This window comes from Streptomyces sp. NPDC038135, assembly GCF_055601245.1.
This window is the reverse complement of record NZ_JBVJXS010000006.1, coordinates 390915-416413: the sequence shown is the minus strand read 5'-3', so window position 1 is coordinate 416413 and position 25499 is coordinate 390915. Positions and strand designations below refer to the sequence as shown.

Genomic DNA, 25499 nt, shown 5'->3' with positions numbered 1-25499 from the left:
ACCCGCCCCGGCTTCCTACGTTGATCTTATGATCACCGGATTCTCTCGTCGGGTCGCCGTCACGGCTTGCTCCCTGTGTGTGGCGGGCACCCTCGCCCTCGCACCGGCCGCCGCCTCCACCGCCCACCGTGCGGGGGATCCCGCACCGCCCGGGCCGCACGCGTCGGTGCCGAAGCCGTCCCTGCTCCAGCGTTCCGGCACGCAGGTCAGGCTCCGCCGGGGCGCCCCCGAGGTCCCGGACGTCACCGCGCTGTCCTGGCTGGTCGCCGACGCCGACAGCGGCGAGGTGCTGGCCGCCGCCGACGCGCACCGCGAGCTGCCGCCCGCGAGCACCATGAAGACCCTGTTCGCGCTCACCGTGCTGCCCGGCCTGCCCTCCACCATGCGGCACACCGTCGACTACCGGGAGCTGGAGGACGTCGGCGAGGGCAGCAGCCTGGTCGGCGTCGAGGAGGGGCACAGCTACCAGGTGGCCGACCTGTGGCGCGGGGTCTTCCTCAGCTCGGGCAACGACGCCGTGCACGTGCTCGCCTCGCTGGACGGCGGCTGGCAGGCCACGGCCAGGAAGATGCAGGCCAAGGCGCGCTCGCTGGGCGCCCTGGACACCCATGTCGTCTCCCCCGACGGCTACGACGCCGACGGCCAGGTGTCGTCGGCGTACGACCTGGCCGTCTTCGGCCGGGCCGGGCTGCGCAACCCCGACTTCGCCCGCTACTGCTCCACCGCCCGGTCCCAGTTCCCGGGCGACGGATGGCCGTACGAGATCGAGAACACCAACCGGCTGCTGACCGGCGAGGACGGCGTGGCCCCGTACCCCGGGCTGATCGGGATCAAGAACGGCTACACCAGCAACGCGGGCAACACCCTCGTCGCCGCGGCGCGGCGGGACGGCCGCACCCTCGTGGTGACCGTGATGAACCCTCAGGAGGGCGGCGGCTTGGCGGTGTACGAGGAGGCCCGCCAACTGCTCGACTGGGGCTTCGCCTCGGCCGGACGGGTGGACCCGGTGGGGTCGCTGGACGCGCTGCGCCCCGGAGGCACGGCGGCCGCGGCCGCGGCGCCCGCGGCGGCGACGCCCGCCCCGGCGCCGGAGGAGGACTCGGACTGGTCGCCCACCGCGGCCGTCGTGGGCTTCACCGGGCTCGGCGCGGCCGCGTTGGCGCTGGCGCTGCGGGCCAAGAACGCGCGGGACGCCCGGGGCTGACCGGCCGGCAGGCCCAGCAGCAGTCCGAGCGTGACCCACGTGTAGGCGTTGGAGCCGAGGAACCCGCCGAGGCCGGAGGCGTCCCCGACCCAGAGCCACACCACGCTGGTGCACAGCACCGCGTACAGGGCGGCCGCGAGCCGCGGGCGCCCGGCGCGCGCCAGCACCACGAGGGACGGCAGCAGCCACACCAGGTGGTGCACCCAGGTGACGGGGCTGACCAGGCAGGCCGCGGCGCCGGTGAGCGCGAAGGCCGCCGGCCAGTCGCCGGCCGCCACCGCCCGCCGGGCGCGCCACGCCCACCCGCCCAGCACCAGCAGCACCGCACCGGCCCACAGGGCGCGGTCCGGCTCGCCGAGGCGGGCCAGGACGCCCTGCAGCGACTGGTTGGAGACGTAGCCGAGCCGTCCGACGCGGCTTGTGTCCCACAGCGCCCCGGTCCAGTAGAACCGGGACGCGCCCGGGTCCGCCCAGGCGGCGAGTCCGGTCGCCGCCAGTGCCACGCAGCCCGCCACCGCGGCCGCCCGCCACCGCCGGGCGAGCAGCAGCAGGGCGATGAACAGGGCGGGCGTGAGCTTCACCGCGGCGGCCAGCCCGATCCCGGCGCCGGCCCAGCGGCCGCGGCCGGTCCGCAGCAGCCAGGCGTCGCCGAGCACCAGGGCCAGCAGCGCCAGGTTCACCTGCCCGAAGCTGAAGGTGTCCCGCAGCGGCTCGAACAGCGCGAGCAGGCACAGCGCCAGCGACCAGCGGAACCAGCCGTGCCGCCGCGGACCGGGCCCGGCCACGACGCCCAGGACCACCGCGAGCGCGGCCAGGTTCACCAGCAGGGAGGCGGCGATCGCCGTGTGCCGGCCCATCGCGGCCAGGGGCAGCATCAGCAGCGCGGCGAACGGCGGATAGGTGAAGCCGTACGACGTCCCCGGTACCCGGTAGTCGTAGATCCGGCCGCCGTGCCCCACCCACGTGTGCACGGTCCCGTAGTAGACCCGCAGGTCGAAGAAGTCCCGCAGCAGCGGCACGGTCGCCGTGAACGCGGTGACCGCGGCGGCCAGGGCCACCACGAGCAGCAGGCGGCCGCGGCCGGTGCGCGGCAGCGACGGGCCCGTCATGCCGTGCGTCCCGTCGCCGGCGCCCGGACCGCCAGCCGGGCCTGGCCGAGCACGACCAGGCCCAGCGCCCCGCCGCAGACCGCGAGGGCGACCTGGCCTGGGCCGGGCGGGCCACCGCTCGGCAGCACGGCGAGCGCCAGCGCACCGGCCAGGGCGGCCACCCGGCGCCGCACGGAGGTGCTGGGCGCGGCCGCCGCTATCAGGAACAGGCCCCACAGCACGTACCAGGGCCGGATCGCCGGGCCCAGCACGGCGACCGCGAGCAGGCTCAGTCCGAGTGCGTACACCGGCAGCGGCCGCAGCCGGAGCCAGATCAGCGTCACGGCGACGGCGGTGGCCACCAGGCCCGCCAGGTGCCAGGCGGGCACGGCCAGCGGGGCCAGACCGCTGCCGAGGTGTTCGAGCAGGGCGCCGGTGGCCCGGCCGAGCAGGCTGGTCAGGGCCCAGTTGCGCGAGGAGACGGGGGTGTCCAGAGCGCCGATCCAGCCGTACCCCGTGCCGGCGACGGCGGTGGCGAGGACCGTGGTCGCCGCGGCGCCGGCCGCTGTGGTCACCGTGGCGCGCAGCGGGCCGCGGCCGGCATGGAGCTGGAGGACGAGCGCCGCGGGCAGGCCGAGCGCGGCGGGCGCCTTCACCAGGGCGGCCAGGGTGATGAGCACCGTGCCGAGGAGCGGCCACCGGCCGAGGGCCGCGACCAGACCGAGTCCGAGCAGGCCGAGCATGAGCGCGTCGTTGTGGGCGCCCGCGACCAGGTGCAGCAGGACCAGCGGGTTCAGGACGCCGAGCCACAGCGCGGCGGCCGGATCGGCGCCGCTGTGCCGGGCCAGCCGGGGCAGCGCGGCGGCCATGAGGGCCACGCCGAGCACGGCGGCCAGGCGCATGCCGAGCAGCCCGGCGGGCAGCTCGCCGCGGGTCAGGGCGGACAGCGCGGAGGCCAGGGCGAGGAAGGCGGGGCCGTAGGGGGCGGCCGTGTGCTGCCACACCGGGGCCACCTCGTCGGCCAGCGGGCCGCCGAGCCGGGCCGGGCCATGGGCGTACACGTCCAGGTGGGCGTCGACCATGGCGCCCTGCGCGAGATAGCTGTAGACATCCCGGCTGAAGAGCGGGGGCGCGAGCAGCAGCGGGGCCACCCAGACGGCGAGGACGAGCAGCAGGGAGCGCTCGCCAGGGGGCTGCGGGCCCCGCACCAGACGCCCGAGCAGCGCCCAGGCCGCGGTGAGCAGCACGACGCCGCAGTAGACCCCGACCAGGCCGAGCGCGGCGCGTGCGGAGGCGGGGGCGAGCAGGTCCCGCACCGGCAGGGCGCCCGCCGTCCGGCCGCCCAGCGCGAGGAAGGCGGTGCCGGCCAGTCCGAGCAGCCGGCAGCGGCGGAGGTCGAGGGGGAAGGACATGACCGGCACCGGGTCAGCGTGGCAGTGCCGGGTGGCCGGAAGACGACGCTTCCCACACCGGCGGGCGGCCCGCACGTGACCGGCGTGTGCGCGGCGCGGCCGGCCCCGCTCAGAACACCGAGAGGCCGGTGAGCGTGGTGAACCGGTCCAGGGCCGCCACGCCCGCCACCGAGTTGCCGCGCTCGTCGAGACCGGGGCTCCACACGCACAGGGTGCAGCGGCCCGGGACCACCGCGATGATCCCGCCGCCGACGCCGCTCTTGCCGGGCAGCCCGACCCGGTAGGCGAAGTCGCCGGCCGCGTCGTACGTCCCGCAGGTCAGCATGACCGCGTTGACCTGCTTGGCCTGGCTGCGGCTGAGCAGCCGGGTGCCGTCGGCGCGGATGCCGTGCCGGGCCAGGAATCCGGTGGCGAGCGCGAGGTCGGCGCAGGAGGCGGCGACGGAGCACTGCCGGAAGTACTGGTCGAGCAGCACCGGTACGTCGTTGTCGATGTTGTGGTACGACGCCATGAAGTGGGCGAGGGCCGCGTTGCGGTCGCCGTGCGCGGTCTCGGAGGCGGCGACCTCCAGATCGAAGTCCAGGCCGGGGTTGCCGCTCTCGGTGCGCAGGAAGGCGAGCAGTTCGCCGGAGGCGTCGCCGGTGCGGGTCTGCAGGCGGTCGGTGACGACCAGCGCGCCCGCGTTGATGAACGGGTTGCGCGGGATGCCGTTCTCGTACTCCAGTTGCACCAGGGAGTTGAACGGGTTGCCGGAGGGCTCGCGGCCCACGTGCTCCCAGAGTTCGTCGCCCTCGCGGGCCAGGTCCAGGGCGAGGGTGAACACCTTGGTGATGGACTGCGTGGAGAACGGCTGCCGCCACTCCCCCACCCCGTACACCGTGCCGTCCAGTTCGGCGACGGCCATGCCGAAGCTGCGCGGGTCGCAGGCCGCGAGCGCCGGGATGTAGTCGGCGGGGCGCCCCCGGCCGGGCGTGCGGCCCAGCTCCTGGGCGATGCGTTCCAGGACCGGCAGGAAGGCGGGGGACGACGTCGCTGTCATGATCGCCATTGTGCCTCCGGGCCGGTCCGGGCGCCTCGTACGGGCCCGCGCGGGTCAGGCGGCGGGGGCCCCGCTGCCCGCGACGATCTCGGGGCGCAGCAGTCCGGCCAGCCGGTCGGCGGGCAACAGGCCCTTCTCCAGCACCAGTTCGGCCACGCCCCGCCCGGTGGCGAGGGCTTCCTTGGCGATGTCGGTGGCGGCCGTGTAGCCGATGTACGGGTTGAGCGCGGTGACCAGCCCGATGGAGTTCTCCACGGCGGCCCGCAGCCGCTCGGTGTTGGCGGTGATGCCGGTGACGCACCGCTCGGTGAGCGTCAGGCAGGCGCTGCGCAGGTGGGTGATGCTCTCCGACAGGGAGTGCAGGATGAGCGGTTCGAACGCGTTGAGCTGGAGCTGTCCCGCCTCGGCGGCCATGGTGATGGCGACGTCGTTGCCGATGACCTCGAAGGCGACCTGGTTGACGACCTCCGGGATGACCGGGTTGACCTTGCCCGGCATGATCGACGAACCGGCCTGCACCGGCGGCAGGTTGATCTCGGCGAGGCCCGCGCGGGGTCCGGAGGACAGCAGGCGCAGGTCGTTGCAGCTCTTGGAGAGCTTGACCGCGATCCGCTTCAGCACGCCGGACATCTGCACGAAGGCGCCGCAGTCCTGGGTGGCCTCGACCAGGTTGGCCGCGGTGACCAGGGGCAGTCCGGTGATGGCTGCGAGGTGCCGGCGCGCGGCCTCGGCGTATCCGGCCGGGGCGTTGAGACCGGTGCCGATGGCGGTGGCGCCGAGGTTGATCTCGTGGATCAGCTCCACGGCCTCGGCGAGCCGGCTGCGGTCCTCGTCGAGCATCACCGCGAACGCCGAGAACTCCTGGCCGAGGGTCATCGGCACGGCGTCCTGGAGCTGGGTGCGGCCCATCTTCAGGACGTCGCGGAACTCGAGGGCCTTGCCCGCGAAGGCGTCCTGGAGGACGGCCATGGCCTTGAGCAGGCCGCGCACCGCGAACACCGTCGCGATCTTGACGGCGGTGGGGTAGACGTCGTTGGTGGACTGGCCGAGGTTGACGTCCTCGTTGGGGTGCAGGTGCGCGTACTCGCCCCTGCGGTGGCCGAGCAGTTCGAGCGCGCGGTTGGCCACGACCTCGTTGGCGTTCATGTTGGTGGACGTGCCGGCGCCGCCCTGGATGACGTCCACGACAAACTGGTCGTGCAGGGCGCCCGCGCGTATCTCCCGGCAGGCGGCGACGATCGCGGCCGCCTTCCGGGGCTCCAGCAGCCCGAGTTCCTCGTTGGCGAGGGCGGCGGCCTCCTTGACGGCGGCCAGGGCGTCGATCAGGTGCGGGTAGGCGGAGATCGGGGTGCCGGTGATGGGGAAGTTCTCCGTCGCGCGCAGGGTGTGGATGCCCCAGTACGCGTCGGCGGGTACGTCGCGGTCGCCGAGCAGGTCGTGCTCGCTTCGGGTGGCGGCGGTCATCGGGGTGCGGCCTCTTTCGGAGGTACGGGCGGGGGTGGCGGGTGCGGGTCAGGCGCAGGCCGGCTGTGGGGCCGGGTCCAGCGCCGGCACGGGCCGCACCCGGCCGACCGGCTCCCCTCCGCCGAGCAGCGGCTCGCCCTCGAACTTGGTGAGCAGGGCGGGGTCGACGCCGGCTTGGGCCAGGGCCGCCGCGGCCACCGGTATGCGCGCCCGGTTCGCGCCGTCGGCGATCTTGACGGCGACGGCGCGGCCGTCCGGGAGCGCGGCGACCTGGACGCCCTCGAAGCCGTCCTTGGCGAGCAGGCCCGGCACGGCCCGCATCAGCTCGGCCACGTCGCGGCCGGCGCCGGAGGCCATCTCGGCGTGCTCGCGCATCGCGTCGGCCACCCGGCCCTCCGGCGTGCCGGGCGCGGCGGTGGTGAGGCGGGCGGTGGCGCGGGCGAGGCCGTGCAGCGAGACGGAGAACAGCGGCGCGCCGCAGCCGTCCACGGTCACCCGGGCGACCGGCTGGCCGGTGAGTTCCTCGACCGTGTCGGCGACGGCCCGCTGGAGCGGGTGGGCCGGATCCAGGTAGTCCGGCAGGGACCAGCCGTTGAGCCGCGCGGTCCACAGCATCGCCGCGTGCTTGCCGGAGCAGTTCTGGGCGAGCCGGGAGGGTCCGCGGCCCGCGCGGACCCAGGCGTCCCGCACCGCCGGGCCGTAGGGCATGTCGGGCACGTTGCGCAGGTCGTCCTCGACGAGGCCGGCGAGTTCCAGGATCCGCCGGGCGCCGTCGAGGTGCCGCTCCTCGCCGGAGTGGCTCGCGGCGGCCAGCGAGAGCAGCGCGCCGTCCAGCGGGAGGCCGGCGCGCAGCATGGCCACCGCCTGGAGGGGCTTGAGGGCCGAGCGGGGGTAGAACGCGGCCTCGATGTCGCCGAGCCCGAGCCGGACGCCGCCGTCGGCGCCGAGGACGACGACCGAGCCGTAGTGGACGCCTTCGACGACCCCGCCGCGCACGAGGTGGGCGACGGGGGCGTAGCGGGGTTCGCGGACGACGGGGGCGGACGCGGTGGCGGGAGAGCTGGTGTACATCACTGCCTGAATCGGTGGTCGGAGCGGGGGCGGCGGGACGGGCCGGGCGGGCCCGGGCGGGCCGCCGCGGGTCATGCGCCGGGGCGGCCTTCGGCGGGCGTGTCCGGGCGTCCGGCGCGCACGATGTCGGTGAGGGTCGTCTCGACGCGGTCGAGGTGGTGGCTCATCGCCTGGACGGCGTCGTGCTCGCTGCCGTCCTGCAGTGCCTCGAGGATGGCCCGGTGCTCGCGGTTGGACTGCTCGCGGCGGCCGCCCAGTTCGTTGAGGAAGGCCGACTGGCGCGCCAGCGCGTCGCGGATCTCCTCGATGACCCGGCGGAAGACCGGGTTCTGGGCGGCCTCGGCGACGGCGAGGTGGAAGAGGCTGTCCATCGCGACCCACGCGGTGGTGTCCGTCTCCCGCTCCATGCGGTCGAGCAGCCGGCCGAGCCGGTCCAGGTTCTCCGGGGTGCGGCGCGCCGCCGCGTAGCCGGCGACCGGGATCTCGACGTGGCGGCGGACCTCCAGCAGGTGGCCGGCCGTGTAGTCGCCGAAGGTGGGCTCGTCGACGGAGTCGGCGACGACGAAGGTGCCCTTGCCGGTCCGGGAGACCGTCAGGCCCATCGTCTGCAGAGCGCGCAGCGCCTCGCGGAGCACCGGACGGGAGACCTCGAGGGTGCGGCACAGCTCGGCCTCGGAGGGGAGCTTGTCGCCCACGGCGTACTCGCCGCGTTCGATGGCGCCGCGGAGGTGGCCGAGGACCGCCTCCATGGCGCTGACGCGCCGCGGACCGGGACCACCTGTCTGGCTGTCTGACAGGCTCACGGAGCGATCCTGCGGTCCGCGGGGCCACGCTGTCAAGGCGGGCCACCCACGGAAACGGACACGGGGTGCGGCGCCCGGGCCGGGCTGCCGCACCCCGTGGGTGTCCGGTGACGTCGCTCAGCTGTTGAGCGTGCCGGTGGCGAGGAGGCCGAGGAGCGCGACGCCGATCACGATCCGGTAGATCACGAAGGCGTTGAAGGAGTGCTTGGCGACGAACTTCAGCAGCCAGGCGATCGAGGCGTAGGCGACCCCGAAGGACACGATCGTGCCGACGGCCAGCGGGGCGGCGCCCACGCCCGCGCCGAGGGCGTCCTTCAGCTCGTAGATGCCGGCGCCGGTCAGGGCCGGGATGCCGAGGAAGAAGGACAGGCGGGTGGCCGCGACCCGGTCCAGGTCGAGGATGAGCGCGGTGGACATGGTGGCGCCGGAGCGGGAGAAGCCGGGGAAGAGCAGCGCGAGGATCTGTGAGCAGCCGACCAGCATCGCGTCCTTGAAGGAGGTGTCGTCCTCGCCGCGCTTGTGCCGGCCCATCTGGTCGGCGGCCCACATCACACCGGAACCGACGATCAGCGAGCCGGCGACCACCCACAGCGAGGCCAGCGGGCCCTCGATCAACGGCTTCGCGGCCAGGCCGACCACGACGATCGGGATGGTCGCGGCGATCACCCACCAGGCGAACTTGTAGTCGTGGTGGTAGCGCTCCTCGGGCTTGGTCAGACCGCGGAACCAGGCGGAGACGATCCGCTTGATGTCCTTGAAGAAGTACACGAGCACCGCGGCGATCGCGCCGACCTGGATGACGGCGGAGAACCCGACGACGGACTTGTCGTCGACGGGGATGTCCATGAGCCCCTCGGCGATCTTGAGGTGGCCGGTCGACGACACGGGGAGGAATTCGGTCACCCCCTCGACGACTCCGAGGACGACGGCCTGACCGACGGAGATGGCGCTCATGGGATCCAGTTCTGAGAAAGGTTGGTCGACACTGCTGTAGACGTTCCTACCATGCCCGGCACGGCGGACCGGTCGCTACGCCCACACGGCGCCGGCGAGCCACACCCCGGCGAAGGCCGCCGTCAGCCCGGCCACCACGCTCGCCGCGGCGTTGGCCGCAGCGTAGAGGGCCGCACCGGCCTCGGTCAGCCTGAGCGTCTCGTAGGAGAAGGTCGAGTACGTCGTCAGCGCCCCGCACAGGCCGGTGCCCAGCAGCAACTGGAGGTGCTGACCTGCGGCTCCCGCGGCGGCGGCGCCGGTGATCAGGCCCAGGACCAGACAGCCGGTGACGTTCACCACGAAGGTGCCCCAGGGAAAGAGCGAGTCGTGCCTGGCCTGGACGGCCCGGTCGGTGAGATAGCGCAGAGGCGCGCCGACCACGGCCCCCGCCACGACCAGCAGCCAGTTCACAACGACCTCTTACCCTTCGGGTCCGTTTCGTCTCCGTCCGCGCCGCGCCCCACGTACCGGATGACCTCGCACTCCTCCAGGGTCACCAGACCTTCGCCGACCAGTTCGTCGAGCTGGGGCAGGAACGCCCGGATCCGCTGCTCGGCGTCCACGACCACGATGGCGACCGGCAGGTCCTCGCTCAGCGACAGCAGCCGGGAGGTGTGGATGCGCGAGGAGGCGCCGAAGCCCTCCACGCCCCGGAAGACGCTGGCCCCGGCGAGCCCGGCGGCGTGCGCGCGGTGCACGATCTCGGAGTAGAGGGGCTTGTGGTGCCAGGTGTCGTCCTCGCCGATGTACACGGTCAGCCGCAGGGCCCGGCCGGTGAGGGATGTCATCGCTGCCTCCTGATGAGCAGGGCGCGGGCGGCGGCCGAGGCCGCCCACACCGCCGCGAGGGCCGCGAGCAGGGTGACGGCGAGATAGGCGAGAGCGGTGCGGGGGTGGCCGCCGTCGGCCAGCGTCTGGATGTCGACGGCGTAGGTGGAGAACGTGGTGTAGCCGCCGAGCACACCGGTGCCGAAGAACGGGCGCACCAGGCGGTGGGCGGCCCACACGTCGGTGATCAGCACCATGAACACGCCGATCACGGCGCAGCCGGTGATGTTGGTCCAGAACGTCGCCCAGGGGAAACCGCCGGGCGGGGTGGGCCAGGCCAGGGTGAGCGCGTAGCGGGCCGTCGCCCCGAGGGCGCCGCCGGCGGCGACCACCGCGACGACGGGGGCCTGGGCGCGCCACTCGGACCGCCGCCGCGGCGCGGGGCGGGCGCGGAGGCTCTCGGCTTCCGGGGCTGTCATGCTCGTGGATCTCCTGTTCGGCCGGAGCACGACGGGTGATCACGGCCGGGCACCAGGGTACCGCCGGGTCACCCGCGCGCCGGTGCCGCGCAGACGGCGACGCCCGGCTCCCAGAAGCTGCCGAGGACCAGCAGACCACCGGTCACGCAGACGCTGGTGACCATGCGGAAGCGGGAGCGGCGGCCGCTCAGGTGGTGCACGGTACGGCCCTGGTCGTCGACCGCCACCACGCCGATCGTGCCGCCCGGACGGAACGGGGCGCGCACGGCGGCCCGGGCGGCGGCGCGGCGGACGCCGGGCGGGGTGCGGTGCAGCAGATCGAGCGGAGGGACGCGGGGCCCGGCAAGGGCCACCCAGACCGGACCGTCCGGGCCCTCGCGCCACATGTTGTCGGGCATGCCCGGCAGGTCCGCGAAGTGTTCGGCCTGCCCGGCCCGCGGACCGGTGAGGTGGTAGCGGGTGAGCCGGCAGGCGCCGGTCTCGGCCACCACGAGGAAGGAGCCGTCCCCGCCGAGCGCGAGGCCGTTGGCGAACTGGAGCCCGTCGAGCAGAACCTCGGGGTCGCCGCCGGGCGGGAGGCGGAGCAGCCGGCCGGTGCCGGTGTGCTCCACGATGTCGCCGATCCACTGCTCCAGCGGGTAGCGGCGGCTGGAGACGGTGAAGCACACGCTGCCGTCGTCCAGCACGACGGCGTTGCTGCACACCCGCAGCCGCTCCCCCGCCACCGAGTCCGCCAGGACCCGCACGGCGCCGTCCGGCTCGACCCGCAGCAGTCCGCGTTCGGCGTCGCACACCAGCAGGCCGCCGTCGGCGAGCGGTTCCAGGCCGAGCGGGCGGCCCCCGGTGTCGGCCAGCGTCTCGACGCGGGCCGTGTGCGGGTCGGCGAGGTGGCGGATCCGCAGGATGCGGCCGTCCGCCATGCCGGTGAGGACGTGGCCCTGGGCGTCGGTCACCACGTCCTCGGGGCCGCGGCCGCCGAGGCCCACGCAGTGGAGCGGCACGAGTGCCGTGGTCGTGGCCGGGGTCATGGCCGTGGTCATAGGTACCAGCCCTTCTCGAACATACGGGCCACCTCGGCGATGCGGATCTCGTCCCGCCGGTAGTGGGTGCGGCACCGGATGCGCCGGGTGCGCAGCAGGCCCAGCCGGGTCAGCAGGTCGAGGTGCGCGGCGGCGGTCCGGCGGGGCACGCCCAGTTTGGCGGCCACGGCCCGCGCGGTGACGCCCGTCTCGGCCGGGTCGCCAGGCGGGCGCTCCGCCGGGAAGTGCGCGGCCGGGTCCTTGAGCCACTCGAGAATGGTCCGCCGCATGCGGCCCGTGGGGGTTCCCGTCATCCGTCCCGCCTCCGTCCCCGGCCTCCTCGTGCGCGGTGTTCCCACCCTGGCGCAGCCGGACACCTCGCGTACGGGACTCGCCGGCCCTTGACCGGTACCGAACGGCCGTCACCGCGACGCGACTTCACGGGTACAGCGCGGAGCCCGGCCGTCCGCTCACGGCCGGGCCCCGCCCGCGAGCCGCGAGTCGGCCTGAAGGCGACCTGACCGGTCAGTGCTCCCCCGCTCGGACCAGCCCCGGCTCGTAGGCGAGGACGACCGCCTGGGCGCGGGGCGCGCAGACCGAGCCCGGTGAAGATCCGCGTCACGTGGGCCCTGACGGTGACCTCGCCGCGTCGGCAGGGCGTCGCCGGTGCCCCTTCCCCGCCCGGCGGTCCGCCGGTGCCGAGCGGCCGGGGCCGCGCCAACCGGTCAGGATCGGAGAAGCGGCGGCGGCGCCGGCCGCCCTAGCGTGGGAGTCGCCGGCGGGGAGCCGCCGGGACCGTCGACCTCGAGGAGTGAGTGCCATGACCGCCGGCGTGCAGACGATCATGTACCCCGTCAAGGACCTGGAGAAGGCCAAGCCGCTGTTCGCGGCGCTGCTGGGCGTCGAGCCGTACGCGGACGAGCCGTACTACGTCGGTTACAAGGCCGCCGGGCAGGACGTCGGGCTCGATCCGAACGGGCACGCCAAGGGCATGACCGGGCCTGTCCCCTACTGGCACGTCACCGATCTGCGGGAGCGGCTGACCGCGCTGGTGGCGGCCGGCGCCGAGCTGCTGCAAGACGCGCAGGACGTGGGCGGCGGCCGGCTGATCGCGTTCGTCCGGGACGCCGACGGCAACCTGGTGGGCCTGCTCCAGGACCCGGCCGCCTGAGCGGTCGCCGGGCCGGGGCGCCCGCATTAGTTGCACACTCAACGATTGGCCGGAACGGTGCTACGGTGCGGGTATGGCAGTCAAGACGGCCGATGCCCGGCTCGAGGAACGGTGGCGGGACATCCTCACCGTGCACGCGCGGACGATGTGCGAGATCGACCGCGTCCTGCATCCGCACGGGCTCGGCGCCAGCGATTTCGAGGTGCTGGACATCCTCGCCGCCGAGTCGCCCGCGGAGGGCGACCAGTGCCGGGTGCAGAACCTGGTCGGACGGGTGCATCTCAGCCAGAGCGCGCTGTCCCGGCTGATCGGCCGGCTGGAGAAGGACGGCCTGGTCGAGCGCTCGGTGTGCGCGGAGGACCGGCGCGGGGTGTGGGTCGCGCTGACGCGGAAGGGCCGCGATCTGCACGCCGAGGTGCTGCCGCTGCAGCGTTCCGTGCTGGAGCGGATGCTGGCCGAACGGGCCGGATGAGCGCACGCGGACCGCGGGGCGCCGTGGCGCGCCCCGCGGTCCGCGTCGTGTGTGAGGGCCGCTCAGCGGGCCAGCAGCGTGCGTACGCCTTGTGAGGTCAGCGTCAGCCCGTGGGCGGAGCTGCCGTCTATGGCGAGGGAGAGGTCCTCCTCGGGCCACTGGGAGGCCAGGGCGCCGAGCGGGATCAGACGGTAGCGGGAGATGAACGGCAGCAGTTCCGCCATCGTCCCCTCCGAGGTGAAGACCGGGACGACCGGATCGCCGTCGGCCTGTTCGAGGATGGGCAGCGCGACGGTCGAGGCGTCGGCGCCCTCCCCGTCCACCGCCTCGTCCGGCACCGGGACGAGCACCTCGCTGTGGGCGAGGGTGTCCAGGGCGATCCGGTCCTCCGCGTTCACGGCCAGCGCGTCGAGCGCCTGCTGGGCCGGCGTGGGCTGATGGTCGTCGTGGGCGGGTGTCTCCATGGCAGATCCCCAGGTAGCGGCGGTACGGGCACACGGCCGGGACGGGCCCGGGCGTGCTTTCGCCTCGCGTACCCGGTTCGCGATCGGGCCATGCGTGCGGATTGCGGGGAGGAGCGGCGGCCGACCGGTGAGGGCGGACCGGCCCCGGGGGCCGTCCGTCGGCTCACCGGCCGAACTCCTCCTGGATCGGCGTCCTCGGCTCCTCGCGCAGATGCTGGGAGAAACCGGGTCTACCGCCCTCCCGTGCCCGTGCGGTCCGCCGCGCGGCATCGGGGTCGACGGCCGGGTCGGGGTCCACCCGGACCGATCCGGCGACCTCCTCGCGGTCGGCGTACCGCTCGGGCGTCATGCCGCGCAGGGCCTGGACCACCTCTTCCGGCGCGCTCGCGGCACGGGCCGCCGCCACCAGCCGGTCCTTCCCGGCGGGGAAGTCGACGTCCCTGATCGCGGCCAGCACGTCGGGAACGCTGGTGCGTGCCATGACGTCCCCTTCCTCCTTCAGGTCCCCTCCGCTCGTTCCGGCTCCTGCTCGTCGTCGTCCCGCTCGCCCTCGGCCTGCGAGGGAGTCGTGCGCGGTGGTCCGGCCGTCGTCGCGTCGTCGTCGCGTTCGCCCTCGGCCTGGGAAGGAGTCTGCTCGGTCATCCCGGTGCCTCCACACCTGTCGCGTGTCCGTCCGGAAGTCTCCGAGTACCCGCGCACACCGGATCCCATGACGGGCGGAAGCGGGATGAATCCGCCTCCCGGGGACGGGGTACCTGGCCGGTCCGGCGTCATGTTCGCACCGGCCGAACCGCAGTTCCCTTCGCACCGCCCTGGAGGCGCCATGGCGGACGTCAGTCCCACCGATCTGCAGAAGGCCCTGTCCGGCGCGGAGTACCCGTGCGACTCCGCCCGGCTCAGGAAGGTCGCCGAGGACAACCACGCACCCAAGGAGGTCACCGAGCGCATCGCGCACCTCGGGAAGAAGGAGTTCCAGAGTCCCGCCGAGGTGAGCAAGGCCGTCTTCCGCGGCGAGTAGCCGATCCGGGGCGCGCAGCGGCCGGGCCACGCGGTCCGGCCGCCGCGCGAGACGCCCGGCCCGGAGGCGGGCGCCAGGCCGTCGCGGGACGGCTTGGCCGGGCGTCCGGGCTCACTCCCCGCCGCGTGATGCCGCACGGAGTCTTTCGAAGGCGGTGGGCCGTGGCCGGTCCCGCATGAAGCCGGCGATGCGGAGCGCGCATTCGCCCGGGGACAGGACGCTGGTGTCCACCTCGACGTCGTGCTGCCCGTGCGCGTGGACGTGCTCGTACTGCAAGGCGGCCAGCCCCGGCTGCCGGTCGCCCCGGGCGCGTTCCCGGCGCTCCAGCTCCGGCAGGGGGCAGCGGACCGCGACCAGGACGGTGTCCTCGGGCACGAGGAGCCCGAGCAGGTCGAGCAACCGCCAGTGGCGGCTGAGCGGATGGTCCACGACGACGTTGTTGCCGCCCGCGGCCATCCCGGCCACCGCGCGGTGGAAGCCCTTGACGGTGCGGTCGATCTCGGCCGGGAGGTCCGCGCCGGGGGCCGGCCGGCCGCCGCGCATGGCGTGGAAGGTGTCGACCGGCATGTGGAACCAGGTGCCGTCGAGCACCTCCAGGAGCGCCCGGGCGATGCTCGACTTGCCCGAGCTGGACGTGCCGTTGAGCAGGACGACGGTGCCTCCGGACAGCGTGTCGGGGATGAGCGCGTGGTCCTGGTCGGCCGGGTGCGGAACCGCTTCGGTCGCCATGGGTCGTCCTTCCGTCGGCGAGGGCCCTGAACCGGGCGAGGCGCTGTGATCATCGCACCCGGCGGGCACGGCGGAGCGAGCGGCGGTGCGTGTGCGCGCGGCGGCCCGGGCCGCCGGGCGGCGCGCCGGTCGCGGCTCGCCCCGGCGGCTCGCGGTGGCCTGGTCTTCCGCGCCGGCGACGGCTCGGCTATGGGGCCGGTTCTTCGGGGGTCGGGTGACATGGTCGCCGGCCACGTCGGCCGCCGGCCGCCGGCTCGTGGAGGTACTCAGCCGAGGTCAGGACGTCGCACAGCGAGTCGTCGCCGTCCGGCTGCCGCGAGGCGGTCACAGAGATCCTGCCGGCCGCCGCGCCGTCACTGACCGGCGAGCAGACCGTCCAGGTCCGGCTCGGGCTGCTGCGGTTCGGGGGGAACCACGGGTGGACCGAGGACCGAGGGCCCGGATGTGCGGGTCTCAGACGGGGTGCGGGACGACGGCGACCGGGCACCGCGCGTGGTGCAGCAGGGTGTGGGCGATCCTGCCGAGCTGAAGGCCGAGGTGGCCCTGGCGCCGCACCGCGCCGACGACGATCAGATCGGCCTCGGCCGACGCCTCCAGCAGTACCCGGTGTGCGGGGCCCTCGGCCGGCCGGCGCTCGATCTCCAGCCCCGGGTGCTCGCGTTCGGTCTCGCGCAACGCCTCGTCGAGTCCGGCCAGGGCCCGTTCCTCGCGGGACCGAGCGGCGTCGTCGGCGATCAGCATGTGGTCCACCGGCTGCTGGGCCGGGGTCCGCCAGGCCCGTACGGCCGTCAGGGCACAGCCGCGCGCCTCCGCCTCACGGGCGGCGAACCGCAGGGCGCCCGCGCTGCCGGCCGACTCGCCGGCTCCGGCCACGATCCGGCCCAGGGACCCCGCGATGTTCCGCTCCTCTCCCCGGACCACGACGACCGGGCACACGGCCCGCGCCGCCACCGCGAGGCTCACCGATCCCAGCAGCAGACCGGCGATCTCGCCCCGCCCGCGCGCTCCGGTGACCAGGGCCGAGGCCGTGGGCGCCGCCGCAAGCAGCACGGCCACCGGATCGGCGGGCAGCACCTCGCCGGACACCTTCACCTCCGGGTTGCGTGCCCGGACGCGTTCAGCGCCGGAGGCGACGATGTGCTGGGCCATGACCTCCTCGGCGGGGCGGCCCGCGCCGAAGGAGGGCCGGGCGCGCTCGTACCGCTCCCACAGGGACGCGTGGACCAGGCGCAGCGGCAGCCCGTGCCGCTGCGCCTCGGCCGCCGCCCAGTCCAGCGCGAGCAGACTGCAGTCCGAGCCGTCGACGCCCACGACCAGCGGGAGTTCCATCGTCGCCATCGCCTTCTCCGTCCGGTTGCCGCACTCCCCCCCGGCCGCCCCCTCGCCTCCCTACTGCCGCCGCCCCCGCGCCGTCACCGCGGTCCTCGCGCTCGCGACATCGCCCGGTCCCCACTGTCCCCGGTCAGGGGCCGGGGCTGATGCGGCGGCCGGTGAGGCGGGCGGGCCGGATCGACACCCACATCTCGCGTTCACCGCCCGCCCACGGCTCGCCGTACGCGCCCCCGGTGAGCCGCCGTGCGGCGTCCGGGTCCGTGACGGCGCTCGCGGGCCCCACGGCGAGCACGCTCCAGCCCTGGCTGAGCGCCTCGTCCAGGTGGTCCACCTCGAAGGCGACGTCCGTGCCCACGGCCGCCGCGGGCACCGAGCCCGGCGCGGTCCGGAAGGCGATCGTGTCGTCGACGACCTCGTAGTTGACCGGGACGACCGCGGGCCGGCCGTCGGGCGCCGTCACGGCGACCCGGCCGACACCGTGGGTGGACAGCAGGGCGCGGCACTCCTCCGGGCCGAGGTCGCGCAGGCGCGGGTGGAGCAGTGCGTGGCCCCGGCCCGGTGGCAGCCCGGCGCCCCCGCCGCGCAGCGCGGCGACGGTGGTGCCGAGCGCGTCGGCCAGCCGGACGAGGGTGGCGAGCGTGGGGTCGGCGGGATGTTCCTCCAGGTAGGCCAGGTAGTCGGGTGACATGCGGGCGCGGCCCGCCGTCTCCTCCCGGCTGAGCCCCCGCCGCCGGCGTTCCACCGCCACGCGCCGGCCGATGTCGCCGGCTGCGGAGGCGCCGGCCGCCGGGGCGGCCGGGGACGCGGTCCCGGCCGCGGCCGGGGCCCCGTGGCCATAAGGCGGGTTGCCGTGGCCGGACGGAGGCGTGCCGTGCCCCATGTGGCGGACGTGCGCGTCGGGCCCTGGGAACACCAGCGACACCTGGTCCGTGTCGGACCAGCGCACGTCGTAGGGCGGGGTGCCGTCGTCGTGGTGCAGCCCGACGATCTCGCCGTCGCGCCGGGCGACACCGGTCGCCGGGCTTTCCACGACGAGCTGGTCGCCGAGGTGAGCTCGCATGATCGCCGCCCCTTCCTCAGAGTGATGCCGTCTTCCGGGCCCGCGGGGCCGGCCCGGCCGTCCCCATGCCCTGGATGTCCTGTTCGGCGGTGGTCAGCAACTGCTTGGCGAGGTCGACCATGGCCCGGCCCGCCGCCAGTTCGTCGCCGATCTCCGGTACGTTCGCGTCCGCCGGGTGGCAGTGCGCCGCCCCTTCGCCGGTGAGCGCCGTGGTACCGGTGTCCAGCACCATGTGCGCCTTGGTCGTCCCCTCGTCGTCCTCGAAGAGGTGGAGGCGGACCTTCCATTCAGCCGTGTGCGACATCTCTTCTCTCCTCACCTGGATACCGGTCGGTGGGCGGCCGGGCGGAGCGGCCCGCAGGCGGCGGAGGCCGCCCGGGACGGGCGGGGGCCGGCGGCCGGCATCCGCTCGTCGATGCGCCGCCGGACGTCGGCGGCGAGTGCGGCGAGCCGCCCGGAGACCGTCGCGCGGGGCGCGACCGGGGCGCGGACGCGGCGGGCGGCGGCCGGCAGCCCGGCCAGGTCGGCTGCGAAGCGCGCCCTGCCGTCGTCGAGCGTGGGCCGCTCGCCGGTGCGCCGCCCGCCGGTCATCACGGTCTCCAGCAGCGGGGTGCCGTCGCCGGGCGGCCGCTCGTCGGCGAGCGCGATCACGTCGGCGCAGCCGGGGCGGCGGAACACCTGCTTGGGGCCGGGCGCCGTCACCTTCGCCGACGACAGCTTCATCACCGGACGCCCGTCGTACTCGACCATCTTGTAGGCGGAGTCCAGATACGGTGCGTCGGCCGAGACGCCGACACGGGTGCCGACGGCGAAGACGTCGATCGGGGCCCGGGAGCGCACCAGGTCGTCCACGGCGTACTCGTCGAGTCCGCCGCTGGCGACGATCCGTACGTCCGGCAGGCCCGCTTCGTCCAGAAGAGCCCGCGCGCGTACCGCGAGGGCCCCGAGGTCGCCGCTGTCCAGCCGTACAGCCGAGCCGGGCCCGCGGTCCAGGTCGCGCAGGACGCGGGCCGCGACGCGGACGCCGGCCTCGGTGTCGTAGGTGTCCACCAGCAGGGTCAGCGGCCCCGGATGGGTCCGGGCGAAGGCGCGGAACGCCTCCTCCTCGCCGGGGAACGCCTCCACGTAGGAGTGGGCCATGGTGCCGACGGCCGGTATGCCGGTGGCCGCGGCGGCGGCCACGTTGCTGGTGCCGGCGAAGCCGACCAGCGCGCCGAGCCGGGCGGCCTGGAACCCGGCCTGCGGGCCGTGGGTGCGCCGCAGGGAGAAGTCGACGACCGGGCGTCCGTCCGCCGCGAGCACGCAGCGCGCGGCCTTGGAGGCGATCAGGGTCTGGTGGCTGAGCCGGTTCAGCACGTATGTCTCGACAAGCTGCGCCTCGGGCAGGGGCGCGGTGACCTCCAGCAGGGGCTCGCCGGCGAGCACGATCCGCCCCTCGGGCACGGCCCGTACCCCGCCGGTGAACTCCAGTCCCCGCAGGGGCCGCAGTTCGTCCGCCGGCCGGTGCAGCGCGGTCGCGAAGTCCTCGACGTCCTCGGGGCCGACGCGCAGGTGGGAGAGGTAGTCCAGGGCCGAGTCGAGACCCGCGGCGACCAGGAAGCCGCGTTCGGGGGGCAGGTCGCGGACGAACAGGCTGAACGTCGCGGGACCCGTCATGCCCTCCCGCAGGTAGGACAGGGCCATGGTGACCTCGTACAGGTCGGTGGTCGTCGCCTCCGACATCGGCGTCGCCTCCTCGGCTCCCCTGCCGTCCACGATCGGACGGCGGCGGGCTCGCTCACAGGGCCGAACGGCCCTGCCGTGCGGCTGTCCGGCCCCGGCGCCCGGACGGCCGCGCCGGCCCGCCGCCGGTGGCCGCCGGGAGGCCACCGGCCTCGGTCAGGTCCGGGGTACGACGGCGACCGGACACGGCGCGTGGTGCAGCATCGCGTGGCCGACCAGGCCCAGTTGGAGTCCCGGGTGCCCGTGCCGCCGGGGAGCGCCGACGATCAGCAGGTCGGCGCCGGACGCGGCGGCGAGCAGTTCCCGGCGGGCGGGCCCCTCGACCACCCTGCGGGTCACCGGCACGTCGACGTAACGCTCCGTCAGTCCGCGCAGTGCGTCGTCGAGCACCTGGGCCGGCGGGCGCCGGTGTGCCTCCAGGGCCCACGACGGGGCCTGCGCCGTGGCGTGCGCGTCGAGGGGCGCGGTCCAGGCGTGCACCACCACGAGCTCGCAGTGCCGCACCTCGGCCTCGCGGAACGCGAAGGCCACCGCCGTGCCGCTGCCCTCCCCGTTCTCGATCCCGACGACGACGCTGCCGGGCCGCTCCTCGCGGTGTCCGGCGGCGCCGCGCACCACGACGACCGGGCACTCGGCCCGGGCCGCCACGGCCAGCCCGACGGAGCCCAGGAGCAGCGCGTCGAGGTCCCCGAGTCCCCTGGAGCCCAGGACCAGCGCGAAGGCGTCGTGTCCCTCGCCGACCAGGGCGGTGGCCGGGTCGCCGTGCAGCACCTCGCTGGTCAGCGGGAGTGCGGGGACGCTCCGCCGGACCCGTTCGGCGGCGGCGCCGGTCAGGGCGGAGGCGTCCCGGTCCCCCGCCGTCACGTGCACCAGGTGCAGCGGCACACCGTGCCGGACCGCCTCGGCCGCGGCCCAGTCCACCGCCGCCAGGCTCGCCTCGGAGCCGTCGAGGCCGACCACCAGGGGAATCGTCACCGAAGTCGTCTCCTCTCGGGCCGGCCGCGTCCGCCCGTGCGGGCCGCCGGCCCCGGTCACCCGGGTCTCCAGCTTCGTACGGGACGGGTACGGCCGCCACGCGGCCGTCGACGGGGCCGACCGGTCCCCCGGCGGGGGCCCGACGGTCCTGGGCGCCGCGGGCGGCATGTGGTGTCCTGGAGTTGAGCCGAGGGCCACGAGGAGACACGGTGAAGCGGAGCGAAACCGCGCACCGTGCGATCAGGGCCCGCGACAAGCGGGCGGCCCCCGGCTCCACGGGTGCCGGAGCAGTCGCGGGAGGAAAACCCGGCTACCCGGAGGTGTGTCATGACGGACCCGGTCGTCGTCGGAGTCGACGGATCGCCGTCGAGCATGGACGCGGTCGAGGTCGCGGCCCGTGAGGCGGGACCGCGGGGCGCGGAACTGCGCCTGGTGCACGCCTTCGGCTGGCCGTCGATCCACCTGCCGCCCGGCGGGACCCCGTGGAGTCCCGCGGCGGCCGGGGTGCGCGAGATGGTGGACGGCACCCTGGCGAAGGCCGAGGAGCGGGCCCGGGAGGCCGTACCGGAGCTGGCGGTCACCCGCGAAGTGGCCGTCGGCGAGCCGCTGATGGTGCTGGAGATCGAGTCGCACACCGCCTCGCTCCTGGTGGTCGGCAGCCGCGGACTCGGCGGGTTCGGCGGTCTGCTGCTCGGCTCCACCGGCGTGCACCTGGCCGCCCACGGCCGCTGCCCGGTGCTGGTGGTGCGCGGCAGGCCCGACCCGGAGGGTCCCGTGCTGCTGGCGTCCGACGGTTCGCCGGCGGGCGAGGCCGCCGTCGGCCTGGCCTTCGCCGAGGCGTCGCTGCGCGGCGCGGACCTGCTGGCGCTGCGGGTGTGGAACACCTGGAGCGACGGCGCCGACGAGCCCGCCCACCCGCTGGACGTGGTGGTGGACGCCGGCCGGCTCCAGGCCCTGGAGGAACAGGCGCTGGAGGAGAGTCTGCGCCCGTGGCGGGAGCGTCATCCGGAGGTCGCCGTCGAGCGGCGCGTGGTGCGGTCGCGGGTGCGGCCGGCGCTGATCGAGGCCAGCGGGGAGGCGCGGCTGGTCGTCGCCGGCGCCCGGGGCCGAGGCGGCTTCACGGGCCTGCTGCTGGGCTCGGTGAGCCAGGCCCTGCTGCACCACGCCCGCTGTCCCGTCGTCGTGGCGCGGGGCTCGGGGACCTGACCGGTGGCCCGGGCGCGGCGGCGGGCCGCCGGACCGCGCCCCGCGCCCGTGCCGGGTTCGTCAGGCTCCTCCGCCGCCCTGCGCCGGGCTCTTCCGGGGGCTGCCGCCGGTGTTCTCGCGGAGGACGGCGAGCCGGTGGCGGTACTCCTCCTCGTCGATCTCGCCGCGGGCGAAGCGCTCGGCGAGGAGATGCTCGGCCGCGGACCCCGTGGGCCGGGGTCCGGTGGGGGCGCCGTTCCCGCCCGGGCGGGCCAGGGCGCGGTACAGCAGCACGCCCAGGGCGATGATCAGGGCCCAGAAGAGCAGCATGCCGACGGGCATGGCGAACCAGCCCCATCCGGCGCTGTGGTCGTACCAGAACATCACGGCGGCTCACTTCCTGGAGGGCACCGGGACGAGCGCCCCGGTGCGCGGGTGCCGGGGTCAGGAGGCCTCGGGGACGACGGCCACCGGGCAGGCCGCGTGGTGCAGGACGCCGTGGACGACCCGGCCGAGGTGCAGCCCGAAGGGGCCGTGCCGGTGCCGGGCGCCGACGACGAGCAGGCCGGCCTCGTGGGAGGCGGCGATCAGGACGTCGCGGGCGTGCCCCTCGACGGCCCGGCGGGTCACCCGGAGTCCGTCCGGAACGTCCGTCAAGGCCTCCTCCACCGCCTCGGCGGCCCGCTGCTCCTCGAAGTGGGCGGGCTCACCCGCGAGCAGCGGGTTACCGGTGGTCACGTGCCCGGGGTGCCGCCACGCCCGTACGGCGTCCAGGGGCACCTCGCGCAGCACCGCCTCCTCGACGGCGAAGCGGGCGGCGGCCGAGACCGTCGGCTTCTCGCCGACGCCGAGAACGACCGGGCCGCGCGGCGCCGAGCCGGCCCGGTTGTCGTGGCTGCCGCGCAGCACGATCACCGGGCAGTGCGCCCGTCCGGCGACGGTGAGGCTCACGGAGCCCAGCAGCGCCTCGGTCACGCCGCCGCGGCCGCGGCAGCCGAGCACCACCGCGCGGGCGGTGGTGCTCTCCCGCACCAGACCGTCCTCCGGCTCGTCGCCCAGTACGACGGTGCCGACCGGCACTCCGGGGCGGCGGCGCTCGGCGCGCAGCCGGGCGGTGCCGACCACGTCCTGCGCCATGACCTCCTCCTTCGGTCTGCCCAGTTCCTGGGCGAGCAGGGCGCCCTCGTACCGGTCCCAGAGCGAGGCGTACACCAGGCGCAGTGGCGCGCCCCGCAGGGCGGCCTCGTCGGCCGCCCAGTCGACGGCCCGCAGGCTCGGCCCGGATCCGTCGACGCCGACGATGATCGGTCGGTCCATCGGGCTCTCCTCCACTCGGTGGTCAGGCGTGCGGGACGACGGCCACGGGGGCCTCGACGTGGTGCAGCACGGCGTGGGTGACGTGGCCGACGCGGGTGCCGAGGGGCCCGGTGCGGACCTTGCGTCCGACGACGACCAGGGCGGCGTCGCGGGCGGCGCCCACGAGGACGCGCGCGGCGCTGCCGCACCGGCTCGCCTCGATCACCTGGACGTCCGGGAACTTCTGCAGCCAGGGACGCAGCAGCTCGGTCAGGACCGCGGCTTGCCCTCGCGCGTGGGAGGCCTGTGCTCCGGCGTCGCCCTGGAGCGGGTGCACGGAGCCGTGCGGCTCGTTCCAGCCGTGCACGACCCGCAGGGCGGTGTCCCGGCGCGCGGCGGCGTCGAAGGCGAACTCCAGCAGCGTGTCGTCCGGCGCGCCGGTGTCGAGGCCGAGTACGACGGGCAGGAAGGGCGCGCCGGCCGACGGTACGCCCGTCGGGTCCGGCCGGTGCTCGTCGGCGGCCTGCTCGCCGGCGCGTACCAGCACCACCGGGCGCTCGGCGCGGGCGATGACGGCCAGGCTGACCGAGCCGAGCAGGAACCCGCCGACCGTGCCGAGCCCGTGCGAGCCCAGCACCGTCAGCTCGGCGGCGTCCGCCGCCTCGGTCAGGGCCTCGGCCGGGTCGCCGGTGAACCGGTCGGTGACGACCTCGACGCCCGGGTGGCGCAGCCGGACGCCCTCGGCGGCCTCCACCGGACTGCCGGCGCTTTCCGCGGCGCCGGGCTCGCGGACGTTGACGATCTTCAGCGGCAGCCGGCGCAGCTGGGCCTCGCGGGCCGCCCATTCGACGGCGGCCCGGCTCTCGGGCGAGCCGTCGAGGCCCGCGGTGACGGTTCGGGTCATGGTCTCCACCTCCGGGGACGGGGGGGCGGTCGGAAGGGGCGCGGTCGGGATGGAGGGGGCGGTCGGACGATGAGGGCGGTCCCCGGGTGGGTGGGTTCCGGGCGGGCCGCGGGGAGGGGGTTCGCGGGCGGCCGCCGGACCGGTGGGTCCAGGCGTACGGCGCCCACGACCCGGGCGGTGTCAGTCCGCGCGGAGGAGGTTCTTCACCTCGACCACGTCGGCGATCCGCTCGACCTCGGCCAGCAGCCGGGCCCCGGTCGCCGGTGACACCTGCCCCGCCAACTCGACGATGCCGTCGTGGACGGTCACGTCCACGGCCCCGCGGTCGTGCGGGGAGCAGACGGCCCGGATCCGGGTCTCGACCTCCGCCTTGATTCCGGCGTCGTCCCGGATCAGGGTCCGCAGCAGCGCGTCCCGGCCGACGACGCCGACGAGCCGGCCCTCGTGGTCGGCGACCGGCAGCCGCTTGAGCCGGGACAGCGCGGCGAGCCAGGCGGCCTCGGCGACCGTGGTGCCCGGCAGCACGGTGATCGCGGGGCTGGTCATCAGGTCGGCCGCCGTCTCGCCCCGGGCCTTGCCGTGCAGGCGCCGTTCCCGGAGCCGGCCGATGGGGCCGGGGCGGTGGCCGGAGGCCTCGAACGCGACCTTGGCCAGCAGGTCCGACTCCGAGACGACGCCCAGCACACGGTCCTCCCCGTCCACGACCGGGAGGGCGCCGACCTGCTCGCGCGCGAGCAGCCGGGCGATCTCCCGGTAGGGCAGGTCGTCCCGCAGGGACGCGGCGGGCACGTCCATCACGTCCCGCACCAGCGCCGGACCGGCGGCGTACGGCGGCGCGAGGGGGCCGGCGGGCGGGGCGGGCCGTGCGGCCGGCTGGGAGGTCTCGCCCGGCGGGGGCTCCTCGGTGCCCGCGTGCCAGGCCGCGGCGGCGGCCACGGCGCCCAGGTACCGGACGAGCATGTCCTGCCGGGCGCTCTCACCGGGGCTCCAGGAACGGCCGGGCTGGGTACGCCGGGCCTCCGCCCCCGTGGAGAAGTTCTCGTGCCTGTTCACGGTGGCCTCCGCGCTCCGTCGGGTTGCCTCTGGTACCAGTGTCACCGCGCTCCCGCGGCCGCCGCCTAGAGCCGAACGGCCCTGGTGGGGCGGCGTGACGGCCCTATCCGGCGCGGACCGGGGCGGGCACGGTGAAGCTGGAGGGGCAGCCGACCGGCAGGAGGGCGGGAGATGAGCCTGCGGGATTTCCTGGAGCGGTTCCGTCCCACCGGTACGCCGGGAGCGGCCGCCGCCGGCGTGCCCGCCGACCGGACGGCGGAGCGGGCCGCGGAACCGGAGCCCGCGCCGGCCCGGCTGACGGCCACCGGTGCGGCCTTCGTGGCGTCCGGTCGGCCTCGGTCGTCCGGCTCGGAGCGCGGGCCGCCTCCGGGCGCGCCGACCGTGTCGGCAAACGGGTCCGGCCGGAGCCCGCGCGGGGCCGACCGTCCAGGCGGCGCTCATGGCGTCCCGCCGCTGACCGCGTACGGACGCGAACGCCCGCGAGGCACCCCGATTCGACGATCCGCCCGCAGACTTGCACGGTCACGGAGCAGCCCGACTCGATGACCGTCTCCCGACGCGGACGGCCGCAGACCACCCGGCGACGCGACGACCCGCCTACCGGCGCGCACGTACGCCACAAGCCACCCGACCCCATGACCGCCGACCGAACGCCACACGCACGGCCGCGGGGGGGGGGGGGGGGGGTTTGTTTTTGGAGGGGGGGGGGGGGCGGTGGTGGTTGTGTTTTTTTTCCCCATGCCTCTGCCCCCCCCTCCCCTCCCCCAGACCCCCACCCC

General features: G+C 75.5%; 29 protein-coding genes and 1 pseudogene. 5 read left to right on the top strand and 25 right to left on the bottom strand.

Translation table 11 applies throughout. From position 1 onward, the window contains the following. Nucleotides 1-28 precede the first annotated feature (28 nt). Nucleotides 29-862, top strand: a pseudogene (locus tag ACZ7JA_RS19545) (D-alanyl-D-alanine carboxypeptidase family protein); the annotation flags it as partial. A 59-nt stretch (nt 863-921) separates the two neighbouring features. Here ACZ7JA_RS19545 and ACZ7JA_RS19540 read toward each other — a convergent pair. The 12 genes from ACZ7JA_RS19540 to ACZ7JA_RS19485 all read right to left on the bottom strand — a co-directional run bounded on the left by ACZ7JA_RS19540 (nt 922) and on the right by ACZ7JA_RS19485 (nt 11653). After that, nucleotides 922-2313 (bottom strand): glycosyltransferase family 87 protein, encoded by a 1392-nt coding sequence (locus ACZ7JA_RS19540; protein WP_389297267.1) that lies wholly within the window; start codon nt 2311-2313, stop codon nt 922-924. Continuing rightward, entirely contained in the window at nt 2310-3704 is a 1395-nt protein-coding gene (gene mptB, locus ACZ7JA_RS19535) for a polyprenol phosphomannose-dependent alpha 1,6 mannosyltransferase MptB (protein ID WP_470809415.1), read from the bottom strand. The genes ACZ7JA_RS19540 and mptB overlap by 4 nt, the downstream gene beginning before the upstream one ends. A 109-nt stretch (nt 3705-3813) precedes the next feature. Further along, nucleotides 3814-4752 carry a glutaminase gene (locus ACZ7JA_RS19530; RefSeq protein ID WP_351660832.1) on the bottom strand — a complete coding sequence of 313 codons (939 nt, stop codon included), beginning with the start codon at nt 4750-4752 and terminating at the stop codon, nt 3814-3816. Between the two features lie 45 nt (nt 4753-4797). Continuing rightward, entirely contained in the window at nt 4798-6207 is a 1410-nt protein-coding gene (aspA, locus tag ACZ7JA_RS19525; RefSeq protein ID WP_470809413.1) for an aspartate ammonia-lyase, read from the bottom strand. Between the two features lie 48 nt (nt 6208-6255). Then, on the bottom strand, nt 6256-7278 hold the full coding sequence (locus ACZ7JA_RS19520; protein WP_470809411.1) for an asparaginase: 1023 nt from the start codon (nt 7276-7278) through the stop codon (nt 6256-6258). Nucleotides 7279-7349: 71 nt separating this feature from the next. Continuing rightward, the gene (locus ACZ7JA_RS19515; protein WP_470809409.1) at nt 7350-8081 is read right to left on the bottom strand and encodes a FadR/GntR family transcriptional regulator; all 732 of its coding nucleotides are present in this window, start codon (nt 8079-8081) and stop codon (nt 7350-7352) included. A 117-nt stretch (nt 8082-8198) separates the two neighbouring features. Further along, on the bottom strand, nt 8199-9035 hold the full coding sequence (locus ACZ7JA_RS19510) for an undecaprenyl-diphosphate phosphatase (RefSeq protein WP_393434690.1): 837 nt from the start codon (nt 9033-9035) through the stop codon (nt 8199-8201). 75 nt (nt 9036-9110) lie between these two features. Next, a complete protein-coding gene (gene crcB / locus ACZ7JA_RS19505; protein ID WP_351660817.1) occupies nt 9111-9485 on the bottom strand; it encodes a fluoride efflux transporter CrcB in 375 nt (124 codons plus the stop codon). Next, nucleotides 9482-9862 (bottom strand): DUF190 domain-containing protein, encoded by a 381-nt coding sequence (locus ACZ7JA_RS19500; protein WP_389297258.1) that lies wholly within the window; start codon nt 9860-9862, stop codon nt 9482-9484. The genes crcB and ACZ7JA_RS19500 overlap by 4 nt, the downstream gene beginning before the upstream one ends. After that, entirely contained in the window at nt 9859-10320 is a 462-nt protein-coding gene (locus ACZ7JA_RS19495; RefSeq protein ID WP_450745328.1) for a FluC/FEX family fluoride channel, read from the bottom strand. The genes ACZ7JA_RS19500 and ACZ7JA_RS19495 overlap by 4 nt, the downstream gene beginning before the upstream one ends. A 68-nt stretch (nt 10321-10388) precedes the next feature. Further along, entirely contained in the window at nt 10389-11360 is a 972-nt protein-coding gene (locus ACZ7JA_RS19490) for an SMP-30/gluconolactonase/LRE family protein (protein ID WP_470809405.1), read from the bottom strand. Next, a complete protein-coding gene (locus tag ACZ7JA_RS19485) occupies nt 11357-11653 on the bottom strand; it encodes an ArsR family transcriptional regulator (RefSeq protein ID WP_351660808.1) in 297 nt (98 codons plus the stop codon). Before ACZ7JA_RS19485 ends, ACZ7JA_RS19490 begins: the two co-directional genes overlap by 4 nt. Nucleotides 11654-12159: 506 nt before the next feature. Between ACZ7JA_RS19485 and ACZ7JA_RS19480 the strand changes: the two genes are divergently transcribed. Together ACZ7JA_RS19480 and ACZ7JA_RS19475 are read left to right on the top strand one after the other, a co-directional pair. Continuing rightward, nucleotides 12160-12510, top strand: a complete 351-nt coding sequence (locus tag ACZ7JA_RS19480) for a VOC family protein (RefSeq protein WP_351660805.1) — start codon at nt 12160-12162, stop codon at nt 12508-12510. Between the two features lie 73 nt (nt 12511-12583). Continuing rightward, the gene (locus ACZ7JA_RS19475) at nt 12584-12982 is read left to right on the top strand and encodes a MarR family winged helix-turn-helix transcriptional regulator (RefSeq protein WP_351660802.1); all 399 of its coding nucleotides are present in this window, start codon (nt 12584-12586) and stop codon (nt 12980-12982) included. Between the two features lie 62 nt (nt 12983-13044). Here ACZ7JA_RS19475 and ACZ7JA_RS19470 read toward each other — a convergent pair whose 3' ends face one another. From ACZ7JA_RS19470 to ACZ7JA_RS19460, 3 genes are all read right to left on the bottom strand, one after another. Continuing rightward, complete coding sequence (locus ACZ7JA_RS19470; protein WP_351660799.1) at nt 13045-13446, bottom strand: SseB family protein; 402 nt, start codon at nt 13444-13446, stop codon at nt 13045-13047. A gap of 163 nt (nt 13447-13609) precedes the next feature. Continuing rightward, the gene (locus ACZ7JA_RS19465; RefSeq protein ID WP_351660796.1) at nt 13610-13927 is read right to left on the bottom strand and encodes a DUF2795 domain-containing protein; all 318 of its coding nucleotides are present in this window, start codon (nt 13925-13927) and stop codon (nt 13610-13612) included. Between the two features lie 17 nt (nt 13928-13944). Then, a complete protein-coding gene (locus ACZ7JA_RS19460) occupies nt 13945-14088 on the bottom strand; it encodes a hypothetical protein (protein WP_389452558.1) in 144 nt (47 codons plus the stop codon). Between the two features lie 181 nt (nt 14089-14269). On the opposite strand from ACZ7JA_RS19460, the gene ACZ7JA_RS19455 reads away from it, so the two are divergent. Further along, nucleotides 14270-14464: a DUF2795 domain-containing protein gene (locus ACZ7JA_RS19455; RefSeq protein ID WP_351660791.1), complete on the top strand. Its 195-nt coding sequence runs from the start codon at nt 14270-14272 to the stop codon at nt 14462-14464. A 111-nt stretch (nt 14465-14575) separates the two neighbouring features. Here ACZ7JA_RS19455 and ACZ7JA_RS19450 read toward each other — a convergent pair whose 3' ends face one another. The 6 genes from ACZ7JA_RS19450 to ACZ7JA_RS19425 form a co-directional block, all read right to left on the bottom strand. Beyond that, nucleotides 14576-15193: a chloramphenicol phosphotransferase CPT family protein gene (locus ACZ7JA_RS19450; protein ID WP_470809401.1), complete on the bottom strand. Its 618-nt coding sequence runs from the start codon at nt 15191-15193 to the stop codon at nt 14576-14578. Nucleotides 15194-15646: 453 nt separating this feature from the next. Beyond that, nucleotides 15647-16522 (bottom strand): universal stress protein, encoded by an 876-nt coding sequence (locus ACZ7JA_RS19445; protein WP_403680617.1) that lies wholly within the window; start codon nt 16520-16522, stop codon nt 15647-15649. A gap of 133 nt (nt 16523-16655) precedes the next feature. Beyond that, nucleotides 16656-17585 (bottom strand): pyridoxamine 5'-phosphate oxidase family protein, encoded by a 930-nt coding sequence (locus tag ACZ7JA_RS19440; RefSeq protein ID WP_470809399.1) that lies wholly within the window; start codon nt 17583-17585, stop codon nt 16656-16658. Between the two features lie 16 nt (nt 17586-17601). Continuing rightward, entirely contained in the window at nt 17602-17889 is a 288-nt protein-coding gene (locus tag ACZ7JA_RS19435; RefSeq protein ID WP_450745320.1) for a DUF1876 domain-containing protein, read from the bottom strand. Between the two features lie 11 nt (nt 17890-17900). Then, complete coding sequence (locus ACZ7JA_RS19430) at nt 17901-19307, bottom strand: nicotinate phosphoribosyltransferase (RefSeq protein WP_470809397.1); 1407 nt, start codon at nt 19305-19307, stop codon at nt 17901-17903. A 156-nt stretch (nt 19308-19463) separates the two neighbouring features. Continuing rightward, nucleotides 19464-20282, bottom strand: coding sequence for a universal stress protein (locus ACZ7JA_RS19425; protein WP_470809395.1), 819 nt, complete (start codon nt 20280-20282; stop codon nt 19464-19466). 327 nt (nt 20283-20609) lie between these two features. Here ACZ7JA_RS19425 and ACZ7JA_RS19420 point away from each other — a divergent pair, with 327 nt between their 5' ends. Further along, nucleotides 20610-21488 carry a universal stress protein gene (locus ACZ7JA_RS19420; protein ID WP_351660773.1) on the top strand — a complete coding sequence of 293 codons (879 nt, stop codon included), beginning with the start codon at nt 20610-20612 and terminating at the stop codon, nt 21486-21488. Between the two features lie 60 nt (nt 21489-21548). Here the strand turns inward: ACZ7JA_RS19420 and ACZ7JA_RS19415 are convergent, their stop codons facing one another. From ACZ7JA_RS19415 to ACZ7JA_RS19400, 4 genes are all read right to left on the bottom strand, one after another. After that, nucleotides 21549-21851, bottom strand: a complete 303-nt coding sequence (locus ACZ7JA_RS19415; RefSeq protein ID WP_470809393.1) for an SHOCT domain-containing protein — start codon at nt 21849-21851, stop codon at nt 21549-21551. A gap of 60 nt (nt 21852-21911) precedes the next feature. Next, complete coding sequence (locus ACZ7JA_RS19410) at nt 21912-22784, bottom strand: universal stress protein (RefSeq protein ID WP_470809391.1); 873 nt, start codon at nt 22782-22784, stop codon at nt 21912-21914. Between the two features lie 22 nt (nt 22785-22806). After that, on the bottom strand, nt 22807-23667 hold the full coding sequence (locus ACZ7JA_RS19405) for a universal stress protein (RefSeq protein ID WP_389297235.1): 861 nt from the start codon (nt 23665-23667) through the stop codon (nt 22807-22809). A gap of 180 nt (nt 23668-23847) precedes the next feature. Continuing rightward, nucleotides 23848-24720: a CBS domain-containing protein gene (locus ACZ7JA_RS19400; RefSeq protein WP_470809388.1), complete on the bottom strand. Its 873-nt coding sequence runs from the start codon at nt 24718-24720 to the stop codon at nt 23848-23850. Nucleotides 24721-25499: the final 779 nt, after the last annotated feature.